Raw genomic sequence first — 18867 nt, 5'->3', positions numbered from 1 at the left:
GCTCAACCGACCAGCTCGCCCACGCGCCACTCGACGGCGTTGATGGCCTCGCCGGTCTTGGCGAGGTCCTGCCCGCCGCCCTGGGCGATGTCGTCCTTGCCACCGCCACCGCCACCGAGGGTCTGGGCGGCGATGCGCACGAGCTCACCGGCCTTGATGCCACGGTCGCGGGCGGCCTGGTTCGTCGCGATGACGACCACCGGACGCCCCTTGGCGCCGCCGGTGACGGCCACGACCGAGGGAGCACCCTCGCCGAGCCGCTGCCGCGCGTCGAGCACCATGGCGCGCACGTCGTCGGCCGCCGCGTCCCCACCGGCGTCGTGGCCGACGAAGCGGACCCCGCCGACGTCCTTGGCGTTGTCCGAGAGCGAGCCGGCCGCCTCGAGCACGGCCTGCTTGCGCGAGCGCTCGAGCTCGCGCTCGGCGTCCTTGAGGCGGGTCACCATGGCAGCGACACGATCGGTCAGCTCACCCGGCTGCGCGCCGACGATGCCGCTGAGCTCGGCGACGATGGCGCGCTCCCGCGCGAGGAAGCGCAGGGCGTCCATGCCGACGAACGCCTCGAGGCGACGGACGCCGGAGCCGACGGACGACTCGCCGGTGACCGTGAGGGCACCGACCTGCGAGGAGTGGCCGACGTGGGTGCCACCGCAGAGCTCGCGCGACCAGGGCCCGCCGATCTCGACGACGCGCACGTCCTCGCCGTAGGTCTCGCCGAAGAGCGCGAGGGCACCGAGCTCGCGGGCCTGCGCCAGCGGCATCCAGGCCGCGGACACGGGCAGGTCCTTGCGGACCGCGAGGTTGGCGACCTCCTCGATCTCGCTGCGGGTCGCGGGCGAGAGCGCCTGTCCCCAGGCGAAGTCGAGGCGAAGGTAGCCGGGCTTGTTGTAGGAGCCGGACTGCAGGGCCGACGGGCCGAGCACCTGCCGGAGCGCGGCGTGGACCACGTGGGTGCCGGAGTGCGCCTGGCAGGCGGACAACCGCCACTCGGGGTCGACCTCGGCGAGGACCGGGGCACCGGCCCGCAGCGGCCCGTGGACGACCTCGACGGTGTGCGCGATGAGGCCCTTGACCGGGCGCTGCACGTCCATGACCTTGAGGTGCACGCCGTCGGCGGTGATGATGCCCTCGTCGGCGATCTGGCCACCGGACTCGGCGTAGAACGGGGTGCGGTCGAGGACCACGAGGCCCCGCTGGCCGGGCTCGATCTCCTCGACACGCTCGCCGTCGATGACGAGGCCGACGACCTTGGCCTCGCTCGTCAGCTCCTGCCACGCACGGAAGTCGGTCTCGCCGAGACCGCGCAGCTCCTTCCACACCTCGGTGTTGGCGTGGCCTGCCTTCTTCGACCTGGCGTCGGCCTTGGCACGGTCACGCTGCTCCTGCATGAGGCGGGTGAAGCCCTCGCGGTCGACCGAGAGCTCCTGCTCCTCCGCCATCTCGAGGGTGAGGTCGATCGGGAAGCCGTAGGTGTCGTGCAGCTGGAACGCCTGGTCACCGGCGAGCACCTGCCCACCCGACTGCTTGGTCCGCGACACCGCCGTGTCGAGGATGGTGGTGCCCGCGGCGAGTGTGCGCCGGAAGGCCTCCTCCTCGGCGTAGGCGATCTGGCTGATCCGGTCGAACCCGGTCTCGAGCTCGGGGTAGGACTGCTTCATCCGCTCCATCGAGACGGGCAGCAGGTGCGGCAGCGCGGGCTCCTCGAAGCCGAGCAGCCGCATCGAGCGCACCGCACGCCGCAGCATGCGGCGCAGCACGTAGCCGCGTCCCTCGTTGCCCGGCGTCACACCGTCGCCGATGAGCATGAGCGAGGACCGGATGTGGTCGGCGACGACGCGAAGGCGCACGTCGTCGGGGTTGGACTCGCTCGCGGCGTGCCCGGAATGGGCGCCGTAGGTCTTGCCCGTGAGCTCGGCAGCCTTCTCGAGGACGGGGTAGACCTCGTCGATCTCGTAGAGGTTGTCGACGCCCTGGAGGATGCTCGCGATGCGCTCGAGGCCCATGCCGGTGTCGACGTTCTCGGCCGGCAGGGGGCCGGCGACGTCGAAGTCGACCTTGGACCGGACCGCGCTGAGCTCGTACTGCATGAAGACGAGGTTCCAGATCTCCATGTAGCGGTCCTCGTCGACCGCCGGGCCACCCTCGTCGCCGTACTCGGGCCCACGGTCGTAGAAGATCTCGCTGCAGGGGCCACCGGGGCCCGCGACGCCCATGTGCCAGTAGTTGTCGGCCTTGCCCCGGCGCACGATGCGGTCGAGCGGGATCGAGGTGTACTCGGCCCACAGGCGCTCGGCCTCGTCGTCGTCCTCGTAGACGGTCGCCCAGAGCCGGTCCGGGTCGAGGCCGTAGCCGCCGTCGTCCTGCGAGGAGGTGAGCAGCTCCCAGGCGAGCCGGATGGCGTCCTTCTTGAAGTAGTCGCCGAAGGAGAAGTTGCCGTTCATCTGGAAGAACGTGCCGTGACGGGAGGTCTTGCCGACCTCCTCGATGTCACCTGTGCGCACACACTTCTGGACGCTCGTGGCCCGCGCCCACTGCGGCGTCTCCTGACCGAGGAAGTACGGCTTGAACGGCACCATGCCGGCGTTGACGAAGAGCAGGTTGGGGTCGTCGTGGATGAGGGGTGCGGAGGGCACCACCGTGTGGCCGTTCTTCTCGAAGAAGGCGAGCCAACGGCGCCGGATCTCGGCGGTTTCCATGTCGTCAGTCCTGAGGTCGAGTGCGTCCGGCCCGGATTGCCGGGCACCGGTGAATCCTACGTGGCGCCTCCTCGGACCCGCGCCCGCGTTCCTCCCGGGTCTTGACGCCAGCGCTCACCCCCTAGGTAGAGTTGAACCATGGTTGACGCCCAGCCGAAGATGACCGGGCCGACGCGCGCCGTCCTCGAGACCCTGCTGGCCCGCCCGGACGACGAGCACTACGGCCTGGCCATCGGCGCCGCCACCCTCCTCCCGAGCGGCACCGTCCACCCGATCCTCGCCCGCCTCGAAGGACTTGGCTGGGTCCGCAGCGAGTGGGAGGACGTCGACCCGTCCGACGCCGGCCGTCCGCGCCGACGTCACTACCGGCTCACCGCAGCCGGAGCCACCGCCGCCAGTGCGGCCCTCGCCCGCGACGACGCCAGGCGGGCGCGGCTCGCCGCCCGGGCACCCTCATCTCCACGACCACAAGGAGCGACGTCATGAGCCGACTCGCCGACTACCCCCTCGACCTCGCGGTCCGGATCCTGCCGACTCAGGTCCGCCGACGCTACGTCGCCGAGTTCGACGCGGACCTCCAGACCCTGCCCCGCGGGATGAGACGGACGGGGTATGCCGTCTCGACCCTCGTCGGCGCCCCTCGCCTGCGGTGGGAGGTCATCCACGCCGCGGCCGGCTCCGGCGCCGTGCCGTGCTTCCTCGGTCGCCACCACGACCGCAAGGTGCACACCGAGTCGGCCGACCCGACCGTGTTCGCACTGGAGTGCACCCGGTGCGGCCGGATCCGCGACCCGAAGCAACGCGACACCCGGACCGACCAGGGCGGGATCGGGCGCACGACGTTCGGCGGCATCTGAGCACGGGAAGCGCCTCCTCGAGGTCGGCCCGAGCGGCTCAGCCGCGCCCGAGGCGGTCCTTGAGCCAGGTCCACCTCTCCTGGAGCCGCGCCTCGAACCCGCGGTCGGTCGGCTGGTAGTAGTCGGCCCTCCCGTGCAGGTCGTCCGGCAGGTACTGCTGCGCCGCGACCGCGTCGGGTTGGTCGTGCGCATAGACGTAGCCGTCGCCGTGACCGAGACGGGACGCACCGGCATACCCGCTCCCGCGCAGGTGCGGGGGCACCGCTCCCCCGTGCCCGGCACGGACGTCGGCGATGGCGGCGTTGATGCCGGCGTAGGCGGCGTTGCTCTTGGGCGCGAGCGCGTTGTGGACCACGGCCTGGGCGAGGATGATCCGCGCCTCCGGCATGCCGATCTGGGCGACGGCGTGCATCGCCGCGACGGCCGTCTGCAGCGCTGTGGGGTCACCCATGCCGACGTCCTCGCTGGCCGCGATGACGATGCGGCGGGCGATGAACCGGGGGTCCTCCCCCGCCTCGAGCTGGCGGGCGAGGTAGTGCAGGGCGGCGTCGACGTCGGAGCCGCGCATCGACTTGATGAAGGCGGAGGCGACGTCGTAGTGCTGGTCGCCGGTCTTGTCGTAGCGCACCGACGCCTGGGCCACCGCCTGCTCCGCGTGCGCGAGGGTGATCGTGACCGGTCCGTCCTCACCACCGACCGGCGCGTCGTCCTGTGCCACGCCCGCGGCGGCCTCGAGCGACGTCAGCGCCCGGCGGGCGTCACCCCCGGAGATCCGGACGAGGTGCTCGCGCGCCTCGTCCGAGAGCGTGTATGCCGCGTCGAGACCGCGGGCGTCGGTCAGCGCGGCGTCGATCACGTCGGCGACCTGCTCGTCGTCGAGCGAGGTCAGCGTGATGAGCATCGACCGGGACAGCAGGGGTGCGATGACCGAGAACGACGGGTTCTCGGTGGTCGCGGCGACGAGGATGACCTGGCGGGTCTCGACGCCGGGGAGCAGCGCGTCCTGCTGGGCCTTGGTGAAGCGGTGGATCTCGTCGAGGAAGAGCACGGTCTGTCGGTCGTAGAGGTCGCGGTTGCGGGCCGCCGCCTCCATGACGGCGCGGACGTCCTTGACGCCCGCGGTCACCGCGGACAGCTCGACGAACTCCCGGTTCGCCGCGGTCGCGACGAGGTGGGCCAGCGTCGTCTTGCCCGTGCCGGGCGGCCCCCAGAGGATGGCGCTCAGGGGTCCGGCGGTGCCGCCCGAGCCCTCGATGAGGCGGCGCAACGGGCTGCCCGGTCGCAGGATGTCCGCCTGGCCGCGGACCTCCTCGATGGAGGCGGGACGCATGCGGACCGCGAGCGGGGGAAGCATCGACCCGCGCTGCTCTCCCGCAGGGGCGGCGAAGAGGTCGTCGGCGGCTGGCACGTTCGCAGGGTAGCCGTTGGCCATGATGTGACACACGTCACACCAGTCGCCCGTTCAGCGTGCGCCGAATCCTGTGCATAGGCTCGAAGACGCCTGTCCGTCCACGAAAGGTGACTCATGTCCGACACGACCTCCGCACCCGCCACCGTCCACCACGAGGACACCGGAGGCGATGGACGCCCCGTGGTCCTCATCCACGGCTGGCCACTCTCGGGCGCGTCCTGGAGCGACACCGTCCCCGCGCTGACGGCTGCGGGCCTGCGGGTCATCACCTACGACCGGCGCGGGTTCGGTCAGTCCGACCCTGCCCCTGACGGGCGCTACGACTACGACGCCCTCACGGCGGACCTCGCGGACCTCATCGAGCGGCTCGACCTGCGCGACGTCTCCCTCGTCGGCTTCTCGATGGGCGGCGGTGAGGTGGCGCGCTACATCGGCACCCACGGCGAGGACCGGGTGCGCAGCATCGCGTTTGCGGCCGCCATCCCGCCGTGGCTCCTCAAGAGCGACGACAACCCCGACGGTGGGCTCCCCCGTGAGGAGGCCGAGAAGATGCAGGCTGGTCTGCGAGCGGACCGAGAGAGCTTCCTCGACGACTTCACGACGAACTTCTTCTCCGCGGGCGGCGAGCTCAAGGTCACCGAGGAGCAGCGGGCGCAGGCAATGGCCCTGGCCGGTCAGGCCGACCTCGAGGCCGCGGTCGCCTGCATCTCGTCGTGGCTCGAGGACTTCACCGACGACCTCGCCAGGGTCACGGTCCCGACGCTCGTCATCCACGGCGACTCCGACGCCATCGTGCCCGTGGAGGTCTCGGGTCAGCGCACCCACGAGCAGGTCGCCGGGAGCGAGCTCGTGACCGTCGCGGACGGGCCGCACGGCATCAACGTCAGCCACCGGGACGAGTTCAACGCGGCGGTGGTCGCCTTCCTCACGAAGTGAGGCCACCCGGTCGCGGCGTCGAGCGTTGGCCCTCGGGTCAGGGCTCGTCGCCGGGACCGGGTCCCACCGGCGTCCACGTCAGGCCTGGGAGCCGCGCACCTTCTCGAGGCGGGCGGTGAGCGACTCGACCCGGTGTGCGTTGCCGTGCAGGTTGATGTAGCGCGGGCCGAACACCGCGAGCAGCACGTCGTCGAGCCGCCGCACGGCACCTGCCGGGTAGCGGTAGTCCATGCGCTCGTTGATCCCCTGGGCATCCACCGTGCCGAGCAGGCCGCCGAGCTCGTCGAGCGAGGTGATGCCGAGCTCGAGCAGCAGCCCGGAGATCCACGAGTAGTGGTCTGTGCGCGACCACCCGGCGTCGCTGAAGTGCGCGGTGAGGAAGGCCGCAAGGTCCGGCCCGGCGATGCGCGGGTCGTCGTCGGCCGAGCCGGCACCGGGACCGCCGCCGGCCTGGAGCCGGTCACGGATCGCCGTGAACTCCCGGTCAGCGAGCTCGAGCAGGCCTGCCGCGAGGGTGAACCGGCGGTCGAGGTCGGAGACGTCGGCCGCCGGGACCGACCCCTTGTAGCGCACGTCGTGCTCGAACTCGGCCCAGGCGTGCTGGAGGATCGTGCGCACCTGCACCGAGGCGGACCGGCCCCGCAGGTGGGCGTATGCCGGGTCGCTCGCCTCGTCATCCAGGGTCACCAGCAGGTGCCGGCTGGAGTAGCCGAAGCGTCCCTGCTGCGCGGTCTCCTGGCCGAGGTCACGGTCGTCGAGCACGCTGAACTCGCCCGCGAGCAGGTCGGCCACGGCCGTCACGTCGCCCTGGAGGTAGGTGACGACCCGGACGCCGATCTGGTCGGTGATCTCGGTGAGCGGGTCGGCGAACGCGGGGACACCGTCGATGGTGCGTGAGGCCTTGCCGGCGAAGGACGCGACGCTCTTGGCGCGCCCGGTGACACTGACGTAGTTGATGCCGGCGTCGTCGAGCAGCGCCGTGACCATGGTGACGAACTGGTCGGCGACCTGGCGCAGCTCGGGCTGGAGCTGGGCGTAGTGCTGCACCGCCGCGTGAGCGACGTCGGACCCGACCGCACCCGCCGACCGCTCCTCGCTCACGCGGACCACCCCAGGGCAGCGCGAAGGCCGGGCACTCCGGTGGCGGGGTCGTGGTGCACCGCACGGATGCCCAACCGCAGTGCCGTGTCGACGTTGGCGCGGCTGTCGTCGACGAAGCCCACGTCGCCGGCGTCCTGCGCCTCGATGCCGAGGGCGGCGAGCACCCGCTCGAAGTAGGCACTCTCGGGCTTCATCGCGCCGAGGTCGCACGAGTAGAACGACTGCGCGAAGACGTCGTCGTAGCCGAAGCGGCGGCGCAGGAACTCCTTGCGGTGGTCCTGCTGGTTCGTCGCGAGCACGCAGATGACACCGGAGGCGGCGACCTCGCGGACGAGCTCGAGCGCGACCTCGTCACCGTCGACCTGCTCCCAGAGCTCCACGAGGTCCTCGACCCCGGCGGTGACCTCGGGCCGCTCACGCAGCAGCTGCGCCAGCGACTCGCGGAACGGCAGCTCTCCCCGCAGTGACGGGATCTCGGCGGCGAAGAGGGCCTCGGCGAAGCCGGGCCCACCCCAGGCCTCGAGCCGGGGACGCCACTCGTGACGCGGGTGCTGGAGCACGCCGTCGGCGTCCCAGAGCATGACTCCCACCGGGCGCGCGGGGTCGAGCGGCCGGACCTCCACGCTGACGTCGGCCGCCGTCGACATCAGGCCTTCTCGCCCGGTGCCTCGGGCTTGGCGTCCACGCCGGCCTCCTTGCGCTGCTCCGACGTGATCGGAGCGGGTGCAGCGGTGAGGGGGTCGTAGCCGCCGCCGGACTTCGGGAAGGCGATGACGTCGCGGATCGACTCGGTGCCGGCGAGCAGGGAGACGATGCGGTCCCAGCCGAAGGCGATGCCGCCGTGGGGCGGTGCGCCGAAGGCGAAGGCGTCGAGGAGGAAGCCGAACTTCTCCTGGGCCTCCTCGTCGGACAGGCCCATGACCTTGAAGACCCGCTCCTGGACGTCGCGGCGGTGGATACGGATGGACCCACCACCGATCTCGTTGCCGTTGCAGACCAGGTCGTAGGCATAGGCCAGCGCCGGTCCGGGGTCGGTGTCGAAGGTGTCGAGGAACTCGGCCTTAGGCGAGGTGAAGGCGTGGTGGACCGCGGTCCACGCTCCCCCACCGACAGCGACGTCCCCGGCGGCCACGGCCTCCGAGGCCGGCTCGAAGAGCGGTGCGTCGAGCACCCAGAGGAAGGACCAGGCGTCCTCGTCGATGAGCTCGCAGCGCCTGCCGATCTCGAGGCGGGCTGCCCCGAGGAGGGCGCGCGAGGACTTCGTCGGGCCCGCGGCGAAGAAGACGCAGTCCCCGGGGTTCGCGCCGACGTGTGCGGCGAGGCCGGACTTCTCCTCGTCGGAGAGGTTCTTGGCGACCGGACCGCCGAGCTCGCCGTCCTCACCCACGAGCACGTAGGCGAGGCCCTTGGCCCCACGGCTCTTGGCCCAGTCCTGCCAGGCGTCGAGCTGCTTGCGCGGCTGGCTCGCCCCACCGGGCATGACGACGGCGCCGACGTACTCGGCCTGGAACACGCGGAAGGGGGTGTCCGTGAAGTAGTCGGTGCACTCGACGAGCTCGTTGCCGAAGCGGAGGTCGGGCTTGTCCGAGCCGAAGCGACGCATCGCGTCGGCGTAGGTCATCTGCTCGAAGGGCGCCTCGAGGTCGACGTCGATGAGCTGCCAGACCTGCTTGACGATCGCCTCACCGAGCTCGAGGACGTCGGCCTGCTCGACGAAGCTCATCTCGATGTCGAGCTGGGTGAACTCGGGCTGGCGGTCGGCACGGAAGTCCTCGTCGCGGTAGCAGCGCGCGATCTGGTAGTAGCGCTCCATGCCGGCGACCATGAGCAGCTGCTTGAACAGCTGCGGGCTCTGCGGCAGGGCGTACCAGGACCCGGGCGCGAGGCGGGCGGGGACGAGGAAGTCACGGGCGCCCTCGGGCGTGGAGCGCGTAAGCGTCGGCGTCTCGATCTCGACGAAGTCGCGCTCACCGAGCACCTGGCGCGCGGCGGCGTTGACCCTGGAGCGCAGTCGCAGCGCGGCACCGGCGGACGAGGCGCCGGGGCGGCGCAGGTCGAGGTAGCGGTGCTTGAGGCGCGCCTCCTCACCGACCGTGACGCGCTCGTCGATCTGGAAGGGCAGCGGCGCACTCGGTGCCAGCACGTCGATGGCGGACGCGACGACCTCGACCTCGCCCGTGGGGAGCTCGGGGTTGACGTTGGCCTCGGTGCGGGCGACGACCTCACCGGTCACCTTGATGCAGAACTCGGCCCGCAGGTCGTGCGCCGCGCCCGTGAGGACCTCGTCGCGCGCGACGACCTGGACGACGCCGCTCGCGTCGCGCAGGTCGATGAACGCCACCCCACCGTGATCGCGACGCTTGGCCACCCAACCGGTGAGCGTGACGGTCTGGGTGGTGTGGTCGGCGCGCAGGGTGCCGGCCTCATGGGTGCGGAGCACGGGGGGTCCTTCGAGACAGGGGGTGGATGAACGCCCGTCATCCTACGGAGTCGCGACGTTCCCGCACGAACCGGATTCGGCGCGAGCGAGGGCCGTGACGCGGCAGTGGCGTCACGGCCCTCGGTGGTGCTCCGGTGACATCGGCCGTTGCGGCCGGTGCTGTTCAGCGCACCGTCAGTGCCCCGTCAGTCCGGGATGATGAACTTCTGGCCCGGGAAGATGAGGTCGGGGTTCTCGATCTTGTTGACCTTGGCGATCTTCTTCCAGCTCACGCCGTACGTCTCGCCGATCTCGGAGAGGGTGTCACCCTTCTTGACGGTGTGGGTGCGCTGCGCCTTCGGGGCCGGCGCCTTCTTCGCCGGAGCCGGAGCCGGAGCCGGCGCCTTCGGTGCGGGAGCCTTCGGTGCGGGCGCCGGTGCCGGCGCCGGAGTGCCGGCGCGGTCGGCCGCCTCCTTCGCCGCCCGGTCGGCCTCGGCCCGCTTCTTCGCGGCCTCGACGGCGGCCTCGTCGGCCTCCTTCTTGGCCTTCTCGGCCTTCTCGCCACTCTCCTTGCGCGCCTTCTCCGCGGCCTCGTCAGCCTTCTTCTTGGCCTCGTCCGCCTGCTTCTGCGCCTCGGAGACGGCGTCGTTGTCGTCGTCGAAGCCGAGACCCTTCTTGAGGTCGTCCAGGAAACCCATGGTGGCTGCTCCTTCCGCGTTGTTGCGTTGCCCCGCGACCATCCGGTCATGGGGCACCCCCGGAGGTGTGGGTCTGGGGGCGCTTCGACGTTATCCAAGGACTCCGCCACCGCACGCCGCAGCGACAGGGCAATTCGTGAGCCGTCAGGACTGCGACGGCACGCCGTCTCGGTAGAGCCAGCGCCCGGCCCGACGGGTGAACGTGCTGCGTTCACGCACGGCGCCTCGCTGCCGCGAGGAGCCCTGTCCCGAGGTCCAGTGCGCCGCGAACTCGACGACCCCCTCGTCGTCGTCGCCGCTGACCGAGACCACCTCCAGACCCGTCCACGTCAGGCTGGGATCGGCCTCGACGCCGCTGGGACGGGTGGCCGGGTGCCACGTGCGGAAGAGGTGGTCGGTGTCACCCACCGCGTATGCCGTGTAGCGCGACCTCATGAGCGCTTCGGGAGTCGGTGGCCAGCCCTCACCCGCGAGGTAGGGACCACAGCACGCCGACAGTGGCGCGCCGAACGGCTGGCCACCGCAGGGACAGGGGCCGGTCGCCGACCGCGGGATCACGCGCTGCTCGTCCCCGTGGAGCGGCCGGGGTCCACCGGCCGCTGCGGCCACGGCGCGTCGTGAGGGCGCAGCGTGTCCCAGCCACGCTGTCGCGACACGTGCGTGGCGAGCACGGCGGCGACGAGGATGCCGTTCTGGACCCGCCCTTCGAGCACCGCTTCGACCGCATCGTCGAGCGGCACCCAGGCACACGGCATACCGTGCTCCTCGGCCTCACGGACGTGACGGTCCGCGTGGTCGACGAGCCGGGTGTCGCGGGCGAGGAAGACGCGGATCGCCTCGTCGAGCCCGCCGGGCGACGGGTGCAGGTCGACGAGCACGTCGAGTCGGCCGGCGACGAGGTCGGCCTCCTCGTGCAGCTCACGGGCGGCGGCCTCCCACGGCGGCTCCCCCGGGACGTCGAGCAGACCGGCCGGGACCTCCCACTCGCGGGTGCGGATGGGGTGGCGGTACTGCTGGACGAGGCAGATGCGCCCCTCGTCGTCGAGCGCGACGACCGCGACGGCACCGGGGTGACGGACGTACTCGCGCACGTGTGCACCGGCATCGCCGAGGTCGACCTGGTCACGGACGACGTCCCAGACCCGACCCTCCATGACGACCTCGCTGCGCAGCACGGGCTGCGGGTCGTGCTCGTCGGAGAGTCGCTGCGACGTCACAGGGCGTCGGCCTCCACCGGGACCTTGGGTCGCTCGACCTCGACGAGGCGGGCTGCGCGCTGCTCCTCGATGGCCGCGCCGATGAGCCCGGCGAAGAGCGGGTGCGCCCGGGTGGGACGCGACTTGAACTCCGGGTGCGCCTGGGTCGCGACGTAGTAGGGGTGCTCCTCGCGGGCCAGCTCGACGAACTCGACGAGACCCAGCTCGGGGTGCGTGCCCGAGATGACGAGTCCGGCGGACTCGAGCTGCTCGCGGTAGGACTCGTTGACCTCGTAGCGGTGACGGTGGCGCTCGTCCGCGCTCGTCGCGCCGTAGACGCCGGCGACGAGCGAGCCCTCGCGCAGGTCGGCACGCTGCGAACCGAGGCGCATGGTGCCGCCGAGGTCGCCTGCGCCCTCGACGAACGCCTTCTGCTCCTCCATCGTCGCGACGACGGGCGCGGGCGTCTCGGGGTCGAACTCGGTCGAGCTCGCACCCTCGATCCCGGCGACGTTGCGGGCGTACTCGATGACCATGCACTGCAGGCCGAGGCAGATGCCCAGCGTCGGGACGCGGTGCTCGCGGGCCCACGTGAGTGCGCCGAGCTTGCCCTCGATGCCGCGCACGCCGAAGCCGCCGGGGACGAGGACCGCGTCGACACCGCCGAGGGCCTTCTGTGCCCCCGAGGGGCTCTGGCACTCGTCGCTGGCCACCCAGCGGATCTTGACCTTGGCGTCGTGGTGGAAGCCACCGGCACGCAGCGCCTCGGTCACCGAGAGGTAGGCGTCGGGCAGGTCGATGTACTTGCCGACGAGGGCGACCTCGACCTGGTGCTCGGGGTTGTGGACCCGGCCCAGGAGCCGGTCCCAGTCGGTCCAGTCGACGTCGCGGAAGGTCAGACCGAGGCGACGGATGACGAAGGCGTCGAGTCCCTCACGGTGGAGGACCTTGGGGATGTCGTAGATGCTCGGAGCGTCGACGCAGGCGGCGACACCCTCGGTGTCGACGTCGCACATGAGCGAGATCTTGCGCTTGATCGGCTCAGGGATGTCCCGATCGGCCCTCAGGACAAGGGCATCGGGCTGGATGCCGACCTGGCGAAGCGCGGCGACCGAGTGCTGGGTCGGCTTGGTCTTGAGCTCACCGCTCGGCGCGAGGTAGGGCACGAGCGAGACGTGGAGGAAGAAGACGTTGTCGCGACCGAGGTCGTGCCGCACCTGTCGCGCCGCCTCGAGGAACGGCAGCGACTCGATGTCGCCGACGGTGCCGCCGATCTCGGTGATGATGATGTCGGGCGCCTCGCGGTCGTCGACCCCGGGAGCACCGGCGGCCTGAGCGCGCATGCGCTCCTTGATCTCGTTGGTGATGTGCGGGATCACCTGGACCGTGTCGCCGAGGTACTCGCCGCGACGCTCCTTGGCGATGACCTGGCTGTAGATCTGGCCGGTCGTCACGTTGGCCTTGCCGACGAGGTTGCGGTCGAGGAACCGCTCGTAGTGACCGACGTCGAGGTCGGTCTCCGCCCCGTCGTCGGTCACGAAGACCTCGCCGTGCTGGAACGGGTTCATCGTCCCTGGGTCGACGTTGAGATAGGGGTCGAGCTTCTGCATCGTCACGCGGAGACCGCGTGCCCTGAGCAGGAATCCGAGGCTTGATGCCGTGAGGCCCTTGCCGAGCGAAGAGGCGACGCCTCCGGTCACGAAGATCTGTTTCGTCTGAGCCACCACGGGCTTCAACAATACGTCATCGCAGGGATCCTGCTCACCACGACTCTCCGCGGCACGCGGACGAGGTGCCCTGTCTCAGAGGACGGACCGGTATGCCGTGAGCGCCGCTTCCAGCGCGTCGGCGCTCGTCGGGAGCTCGCCTCCGCGGGCGATGGCCCGCGACCGGAGGTCGTCGCGCACGGCGCCGTGGAGCAGCACGTCGGTGAGGGCCCGGGCCATCGAGGGCACGTCGCCGACCGGGACGAGGATGGCCGCGTCCCCGACGACCGCACCCGTGCCGCCCGCGTCGGTGGCGACGATGGCGGCTCCGGTGTGGAGTGCCTCCTGCAGGCCCACCGGCTGGCCCTCCCAGCGTGCCGTGGAGACGACCGCGTCGGCGGCCGCGATGAGGTCGGCGACGTCGGTGCGGTGGCCGAGCAGCCGCACGGGGACGCGCTGCGCGTCGATGCGGGCCTGCAGCCGCTCCCTGTCGGGTCCGTCGCCCGCCACGACCGAGACGACCTCGATGTCGTGCCGTTCGAGCATCTCGGCAACGGCGTCGATGAGCAGGTCGAGGTCCTTCTGCGGGGCGAGCCGGGCCACCGTGACGAGGAGCATGGTGCGCGGGTCGATGCCGAGGTCACGACGCACGGCGTAACGGTCGCGGGTGACCGTGGCCGGCGGGGGTGCGGCGATGACGGCGAGCTCGGCGCGCCGCGCCCCGAGGCGGCGCTGGGTCTCGACGATGTCGGCCGAGACCCCGAGGACGAGGTCCGAGCCTGCGGCCACGACGCGCTCCAGCACGGCGTGGACCCGTCCGGCCAGCCCGCCCCCGGGCGAGGCGTTGTGGAGGGTGACGACCAGCGGGACCTCCTGGCCGACGAGCGCCACGGCGGCGAGGGCCCCCACCCGGGCACCGTGGGCGTGGACGACGTCGGCACCCCCGCAGACCCGGCGGAGCACGCCGAGCGCCTGCGCGTCCCGCACCGGGTGCGGCCGGTCGGAGACCCCCAGCTCGACGGTCGCAGCGCCCGTGGCGGCGTAGGCGAACTGGTCGAGCTCAACCGGCGGCGCGAGCACGACGACGTCGTGTCCGGCCCCGACGAGTCCGCTGACGATGTCGTGGACGTGGCGACCTGTGCCGCCGGCGCTCGTCCCCATGACCAGTGCGACCCTCACCGACCCCGCTCCTGTCCCTGCGTCTCATCCTGCTTCTGACGACGGATGCGGCCACGCTCGACCAGCTGCCGGAAACCTGCGCGGTCCGCGAAGGACATCACGACGAGGTGGACCCCCATGGTGGCAGCGCCGATGACGAGGCCGGCGAGGAGGGAGCCGAGAAGCCCCGATCCGTCCATGAGCCGGGAGACCGTGTCGCCGGTGGCGATGGCCACGGCTGCGGAGACGACGGCAGCCCCGACGGTGCGGCCGCTGCCTGCGAGCGCGGCCGGGCCCCAGGCCCGCCGCACGAGGAGCACGAGGGCGAGGGCCGAACCGGTCATCCCCAGCGTCGAGGAGATGCCGAGCAGTCCCAGCGTCGTGCCGGCGTCCGACCCGACGGGGATCCAAGCGAGCGGGAGCAGGCCGGCCACGAGCCAGCCGCCCGCGACGGCCCCCGCGGCGTGGAAGGGGCGACCGCGGACGTAGAGCGCCCGGGTGAGGAGCGCGGCGATGCTGAAACCCACGAGGCCAGGCGCCCACGCGGCGAGCCCGCCGGGCAGCGCGCCCAGGGCCGCGCGACCGGCGCCGTTGGCGCCCCGGTCCCAGGCCAGGAAGAACTCGCCGATCGGCCGGGCCACGGTGATGAGGGTCGCCGCGGCACCGGAGGTGAGCAGGATGATCCCGCGCAGGCTCCGCGACAGGGTGGCCGCGGCCCGGGGCGATGCGTCGTCGGTCGCCCCCTCCGCGTGCGCGAGCGCGGGGAAGGCGGCCGTGGCCACGGGCACGGCGAGGACGGCATACGGGAGCAAGTAGAGGGCCTGGATGATCGCGTAGACGTTGACGACACCGATGTCGACGGTCCGCGGCGCGTGGGTCAGCCACAGCGTGAGCGCCACGGCGGACTGCTGGGCAGCGAGAGCGAGCACACCGGCACCCGCGAGAGACGCGGCGCGCCGCCCGAGGCCCTCCGGGAAGGTCAGGGTGGGTCGCAGTCTGGTCCCGGTCCGCAGAGCCGGGACGAGCAGCGGCAGGCTGAGGACGAGCACCCCGGCCGTGGTTCCGCCGGCCAGGACCCAGACGGCACCGTCGCCCACGGAGTCCGCGGAGACCGGGCCCGGAACGAGGCTGCCGTAGGCCACGTAGGCGACGATGACGACCAGGCTGGAGAACAGCGGCGCGAGCGCTGCCGCGAGGAAGCGTCGGTGCGCCTGGAGCACCCCGGCGAGCACCACGCCGATGCCGTAGAGCGCCACCTGGGGCGCGAAGATCCGCAGCATCGTCGTGCCGAGGTCGCCGCTGCCCGGTCGGGCACGGTCGTCGAGCAGGAGGTCGCTCAGCCACGGCGCCGCCAGGAACACAGCGGCCGAGAGCGGGACGAGGACGACGACGGCCCAGGTGAGCAGGGCCGAGGCGCTGCGGTCGGAGTCCTCGCGGCGCCCGGCCCCGAGCTGGCCGGCCACGAGGGGCACCGCGATCGCGGCGAGCGCGCCACCGGCGGCGACCTCGTAGACGACGTTGGGCAGGGTGTTGACGGTCTGGTAGGCGTCACCGACCGGGCTGGTGCCCACGCTGCCGGAGAAGACCATCGTGCGCGCGAAGCCGGCGAGCCGCGCGAGCAGGGTGGCGACGGCCACCACGAGCGCGGCCTTCGCCACCGACTGCCCGACCGACCTGGGGCTCACCAGCGACCCCAGTGGTCCACGCGGCGCAGGAACGGCGTGTCGTCGATGACCTTGCTGAACGACACCTTCTCCGAGAGCACCGTGAGTCCGGCGGTCAGCGCCAGGACGGCGAGTCGGCCGCGGAGCCCGGAGCGCTCGACGAACGCCAGACCGATCATGGCGCCGGCCGCGTTGGCCCCGGTGTCCCCCAGCATGGAGCGGCCGGCCAGGTCGTCCGGAAGCGTGCCGGCGGCGGCGCCGAGGGCGGCAGCGGCCGTGGCGACGCCCGCGCCGCGGGGGGTCCCGGTGGGCAGCAGCGCGGGCAGTGCGGTGAGCGCCGTGACCTTGAGGGTGCGGCCCGGACGCAGGTCGAACAGGTTCGCGAGGTTGGCGGAGCCGGCGATGGCAGCGCCGCCGACGACGGTCGCCGCGAGGCCGCGACCGGTCCGTCGGTCGGCCAGCGCAGCGGCCACGAGGCCGGTGGCACCGATCCCGACGATCTTCACCGCCCCGGTGGTCACCTCGCCGCGGGCCAGCGCGCCGAGGTGGCCCTTGAGTCCCTTGCTCGAGGAGTCGCCGGCGAGGTCGTCGAGCGCGCCGAACGCCGCGGAGCCCAGGCTCGCCACGACCCCCGCCGCGGAGGGCGATCCCGCCGAGACGGAACCGGCCGCGACGGAGCGAGCCGCCGCGGAACCTGCTGCGGCGGCGACGGCATAGATCGGACCCTCGAGGAGGGTGACGGTGCGGCCCGCGTGGTTGGTCCTGTCCCACGGAGCCCGGACCTCGGGCGGCAGGAAGCGGCGCCCGAGCGACAGTCCGCCGGCGGTCGCCGCCGCCACCAGGCCGGCGACGAGGCTGCGCCGGCTCACGACGCGGGCACCGGCGGGTAGCCGGCCGAGACACCGTCGCCGAGGCCGTACTGCCCCACGCCACCCTCGTTCTGCTGGGCGAGGGCATAGGCGACGCTCACCTGGCCCAGCGGCAGGCTGAGGTCGTCGACGGTCGAGAGGTTGCGGGAGGTGCCGGCGTCCCCGCGAGCTGCCCTGACGACCGAGGACGCGCCGGCGAACCCGGTGACACCCACGTCGGAGGCGAGGACGGCACCTTGGCCGGCCCGGTCGAGAGCGGCCGCGAGACCGGCCAGCCGGTTGGCCGCGCGATCGCGGTCCGCCACGACGTCACCCTTGATGACACCGCCGACGATGACAGCGTTGCCCGCCCGCTGCAGGTCGGCCGTGTCCGCGTCGAGCAGGTTCGCGCCGGCGAGGGCGTCGAGCGCTGCCTTGCCCGCGTCGGTCACCGCTCCCGCCCCGGTTGACACGAGGGAGGCGGCGAGCACGTCGTCGAGCGGGGCCGAGTCGGACGCCGCAGCGGCAGGCAGCCCCAGAGAGCGGCGAAGCTCCGTCGCCAGGGTCCGCTGGGCCGTCGTCGCCTCGTCGTCGTCGGGGATCCACGAGTCCTCGATCGTCGTGCGCGACACGATGCTCGCGCCGGCTGCGGTGAGCGTGTCGGAGACCGCCTCCACCTGGTCGGCATCGGCGCCCGGGAGCACCACGAGAGCAACCGTGGCACCGGCGAGGGTGCCACCGACCAACCGCGTCCGGGTCTCGGTGGTGAACTCGTCGCGGGCGACTCCGGCCCTGCGTGCTGCGTCCAGCTCGACGCGCAGTGCCGCCCGGTCCTCGCGCAGCTGGGTGACCTCCTGGGTGAGCGTGTCCCCGATCGTGCCCTTGAGCGGACCCGCACCGAGCACGATCCCCACGGCGAGAGCCATGAAGATCGAGACGATCGAGACGAGGTGGTAGCGGAAGTCGATCACGTGAAGATTCCTCCGAGAGCGGACCAGAGATCGTCGAGACGGGCGCCGAGGACCTGGAGCAGGACCTTGCCCCCCGGTGTGGCCCAGAGCGCGGCCGTCAGGGCCAACAACCCGACGAGGACCATGACGACGAGCCAGCTGCCCGAGATGCGCGAGCGGTAGAGCCGGCTCACGCCCTTGGCGTCCACGAGCTTGCCGCCGACGCGCAGGCGGGTGAGGAAGGTGCTGGCCATGCCGGCGCGACCCTTGTCGAGGAACTCGACGAGGGTCGCGTGGGTGCCCACCGCCACGATGAGGGTCGCTCCCTTGTCGTCGGCGAGGAGCATCGCGACGTCCTCGCTCGTGCCTGTCGCCGGGAAGACCACCGGCTCGACCCCGAGATCACGCACGCGCTCGAGCCCTGGTGCGCGTCCGTCGCGGTAGGCATGGACGACGACCTCGGCCCCGCACCGCAGGGTCGCATCGGACACCGAGTCCATGTCGCCGACGATGAGGTCGGGCTTGTGCCGCGCCTCGACGATCGCGTCGGCGCCACCGTCCACTCCGATGAGGATCGGCTTGTACTCGCGGATGTAGGACCGCAGCATCCGCAGGTCCTCCTTGTAGTGGTAGCCGCGCACGACGATGAGGACGTGGCGGCCCTCGAGGTCGGTCTCGATGTCGGGGACACCGACACCGTCGAGGAGGAGCGCGCGCTCCTGCTTGAGGTACTCCATGGTGTTGGCGGCGAAGGCCTCGAGCTGGTGGTTGAGCCCGGCACGGGCCTCGCTCATCGACTCGGTGACGATCGCGGCGTCGAGCGCCGTGCCCGTCGCGACGACCTTCTCTCCCGCCTTGAGGTCGTTGCCCTCGAGGTGGACCACCGTGCCCTCGTGCAGGGTCATGACGTCGTCACCGACGGCGTCGAGCAGGGGGATTCCCGCCGCGAGCAGGATCTCCGGCCCGAGGTTGGGGTAGCGCCCCGAGATCGACGCGGCCGCGTTGACGACGGCGCTCGGTCGACAGGCCACGAGCGCCTCGGCACTCACCTTGTCGATGTCGACGTGGTTGATCACGGCGACGTCACCCGGCTTGAGGCGCTTGGTCAGGTCCTTGGTGCGCGGGTCGACGCGGGCAGGACCGCTGACACCGGCAGGTCCGGGGTCGCGTTCGCGTCGGAGGCGAGTCGTGAAGGGCATCCGTCACATCGTGCCACGCACACGGGGC

General features: G+C 72.1%; 17 protein-coding genes. 3 read left to right on the top strand and 14 right to left on the bottom strand.

Annotated elements, in window-relative coordinates; genetic code table 11:
- Nucleotides 1-2 precede the first annotated feature (2 nt).
- A complete protein-coding gene (gene alaS / locus LL946_RS15740) occupies nucleotides 3-2696 on the bottom strand; it encodes an alanine--tRNA ligase (RefSeq protein ID WP_404382284.1) in 2694 nt (897 codons plus the stop codon).
- 138 nt (nucleotides 2697-2834) lie between these two features.
- Between alaS and LL946_RS15735 the strand changes: the two genes are divergently transcribed.
- Both LL946_RS15735 and LL946_RS15730 read left to right on the top strand, forming a co-directional pair.
- Complete coding sequence (locus LL946_RS15735) at nucleotides 2835-3182, top strand: PadR family transcriptional regulator (protein WP_404382282.1); 348 nt, start codon at nucleotides 2835-2837, stop codon at nucleotides 3180-3182.
- On the top strand, nucleotides 3179-3553 hold the full coding sequence (locus LL946_RS15730) for a hypothetical protein (RefSeq protein WP_404382280.1): 375 nt from the start codon (nucleotides 3179-3181) through the stop codon (nucleotides 3551-3553). The genes LL946_RS15735 and LL946_RS15730 overlap by 4 nt, the downstream gene beginning before the upstream one ends.
- A gap of 37 nt (nucleotides 3554-3590) precedes the next feature.
- Here LL946_RS15730 and LL946_RS15725 read toward each other — a convergent pair whose 3' ends face one another.
- The gene (locus LL946_RS15725) at nucleotides 3591-4985 is read right to left on the bottom strand and encodes a replication-associated recombination protein A (protein ID WP_404382278.1); all 1395 of its coding nucleotides are present in this window, start codon (nucleotides 4983-4985) and stop codon (nucleotides 3591-3593) included.
- Nucleotides 4986-5078: 93 nt separating this feature from the next.
- Here LL946_RS15725 and LL946_RS15720 point away from each other — a divergent pair, with 93 nt between their 5' ends.
- Entirely contained in the window at nucleotides 5079-5900 is an 822-nt protein-coding gene (locus tag LL946_RS15720) for an alpha/beta fold hydrolase (RefSeq protein WP_404382276.1), read from the top strand.
- Nucleotides 5901-5978: 78 nt separating this feature from the next.
- On the opposite strand, the gene LL946_RS15715 is transcribed toward LL946_RS15720, so the two are convergent.
- The 12 genes from LL946_RS15715 to steA form a co-directional block, all read right to left on the bottom strand.
- Complete coding sequence (locus LL946_RS15715; protein ID WP_404382274.1) at nucleotides 5979-7001, bottom strand: GTP pyrophosphokinase family protein; 1023 nt, start codon at nucleotides 6999-7001, stop codon at nucleotides 5979-5981.
- Complete coding sequence (locus LL946_RS15710; protein ID WP_404382272.1) at nucleotides 6998-7648, bottom strand: HAD family hydrolase; 651 nt, start codon at nucleotides 7646-7648, stop codon at nucleotides 6998-7000. The genes LL946_RS15715 and LL946_RS15710 overlap by 4 nt, the downstream gene beginning before the upstream one ends.
- Nucleotides 7648-9441 (bottom strand): aspartate--tRNA ligase, encoded by a 1794-nt coding sequence (gene aspS, locus LL946_RS15705; protein WP_404382270.1) that lies wholly within the window; start codon nucleotides 9439-9441, stop codon nucleotides 7648-7650. The genes LL946_RS15710 and aspS overlap by 1 nt, the downstream gene beginning before the upstream one ends.
- Nucleotides 9442-9626: 185 nt before the next feature.
- Nucleotides 9627-10118, bottom strand: a complete 492-nt coding sequence (locus LL946_RS15700; RefSeq protein ID WP_404382268.1) for a LysM peptidoglycan-binding domain-containing protein — start codon at nucleotides 10116-10118, stop codon at nucleotides 9627-9629.
- Nucleotides 10119-10262: 144 nt separating this feature from the next.
- Nucleotides 10263-10676, bottom strand: coding sequence for a YchJ family protein (locus LL946_RS15695; RefSeq protein WP_404382266.1), 414 nt, complete (start codon nucleotides 10674-10676; stop codon nucleotides 10263-10265).
- Nucleotides 10673-11335, bottom strand: a complete 663-nt coding sequence (locus LL946_RS15690) for an NUDIX domain-containing protein (RefSeq protein ID WP_404382264.1) — start codon at nucleotides 11333-11335, stop codon at nucleotides 10673-10675. Before LL946_RS15690 ends, LL946_RS15695 begins: the two co-directional genes overlap by 4 nt.
- Nucleotides 11332-13038, bottom strand: a complete 1707-nt coding sequence (locus LL946_RS15685) for a CTP synthase (RefSeq protein WP_404382262.1) — start codon at nucleotides 13036-13038, stop codon at nucleotides 11332-11334. Before LL946_RS15685 ends, LL946_RS15690 begins: the two co-directional genes overlap by 4 nt.
- 78 nt (nucleotides 13039-13116) lie before the next feature.
- Nucleotides 13117-14199: a glycosyltransferase family 4 protein gene (locus tag LL946_RS15680; RefSeq protein ID WP_404382260.1), complete on the bottom strand. Its 1083-nt coding sequence runs from the start codon at nucleotides 14197-14199 to the stop codon at nucleotides 13117-13119.
- The gene (gene murJ, locus LL946_RS15675) at nucleotides 14196-15863 is read right to left on the bottom strand and encodes a murein biosynthesis integral membrane protein MurJ (RefSeq protein ID WP_404382258.1); all 1668 of its coding nucleotides are present in this window, start codon (nucleotides 15861-15863) and stop codon (nucleotides 14196-14198) included. Before murJ ends, LL946_RS15680 begins: the two co-directional genes overlap by 4 nt.
- A complete protein-coding gene (locus LL946_RS15670) occupies nucleotides 15860-16711 on the bottom strand; it encodes a hypothetical protein (protein WP_404382256.1) in 852 nt (283 codons plus the stop codon). The genes murJ and LL946_RS15670 overlap by 4 nt, the downstream gene beginning before the upstream one ends.
- Nucleotides 16708-17661, bottom strand: a complete 954-nt coding sequence (locus tag LL946_RS15665; RefSeq protein ID WP_404382254.1) for a copper transporter — start codon at nucleotides 17659-17661, stop codon at nucleotides 16708-16710. Before LL946_RS15665 ends, LL946_RS15670 begins: the two co-directional genes overlap by 4 nt.
- Entirely contained in the window at nucleotides 17658-18839 is a 1182-nt protein-coding gene (steA, locus tag LL946_RS15660) for a putative cytokinetic ring protein SteA (RefSeq protein WP_404382252.1), read from the bottom strand. The genes LL946_RS15665 and steA overlap by 4 nt, the downstream gene beginning before the upstream one ends.
- Between the last annotated feature and the right edge of the window lie 28 nt (nucleotides 18840-18867).

It is taken from the genome of Knoellia locipacati (assembly GCF_044791685.1).
Classification (GTDB): Bacteria; Actinomycetota; Actinomycetes; order Actinomycetales; family Dermatophilaceae; genus Knoellia; species Knoellia locipacati_A.
Note: the sequence above shows the minus strand (reverse complement) of the source record. Positions and strands in the feature narration are given on the sequence as shown.

Bases quoted from the DNA above. Each gene is read 5' to 3' on its own strand.
- LL946_RS15710 (WP_404382272.1), bottom strand. From the start codon at position 7,648: ATGTCGACGGCGGCCGACGTCAGCGTGGAGGTCCGGCCGCTCGACCCC.
- LL946_RS15735 (WP_404382282.1), top strand. From the start codon at position 2,835: ATGGTTGACGCCCAGCCGAAGATGACCGGGCCGACGCGCGCCGTCCTC.
- LL946_RS15725 (WP_404382278.1), bottom strand. From the start codon at position 4,985: ATGGCCAACGGCTACCCTGCGAACGTGCCAGCCGCCGACGACCTCTTC.
- LL946_RS15730 (WP_404382280.1), top strand. From the start codon at position 3,179: ATGAGCCGACTCGCCGACTACCCCCTCGACCTCGCGGTCCGGATCCTG.
- alaS (WP_404382284.1), bottom strand. From the start codon at position 2,696: ATGGAAACCGCCGAGATCCGGCGCCGTTGGCTCGCCTTCTTCGAGAAG.
- LL946_RS15700 (WP_404382268.1), bottom strand. From the start codon at position 10,118: ATGGGTTTCCTGGACGACCTCAAGAAGGGTCTCGGCTTCGACGACGAC.
- steA (WP_404382252.1), bottom strand. From the start codon at position 18,839: ATGCCCTTCACGACTCGCCTCCGACGCGAACGCGACCCCGGACCTGCC.
- LL946_RS15720 (WP_404382276.1), top strand. From the start codon at position 5,079: ATGTCCGACACGACCTCCGCACCCGCCACCGTCCACCACGAGGACACC.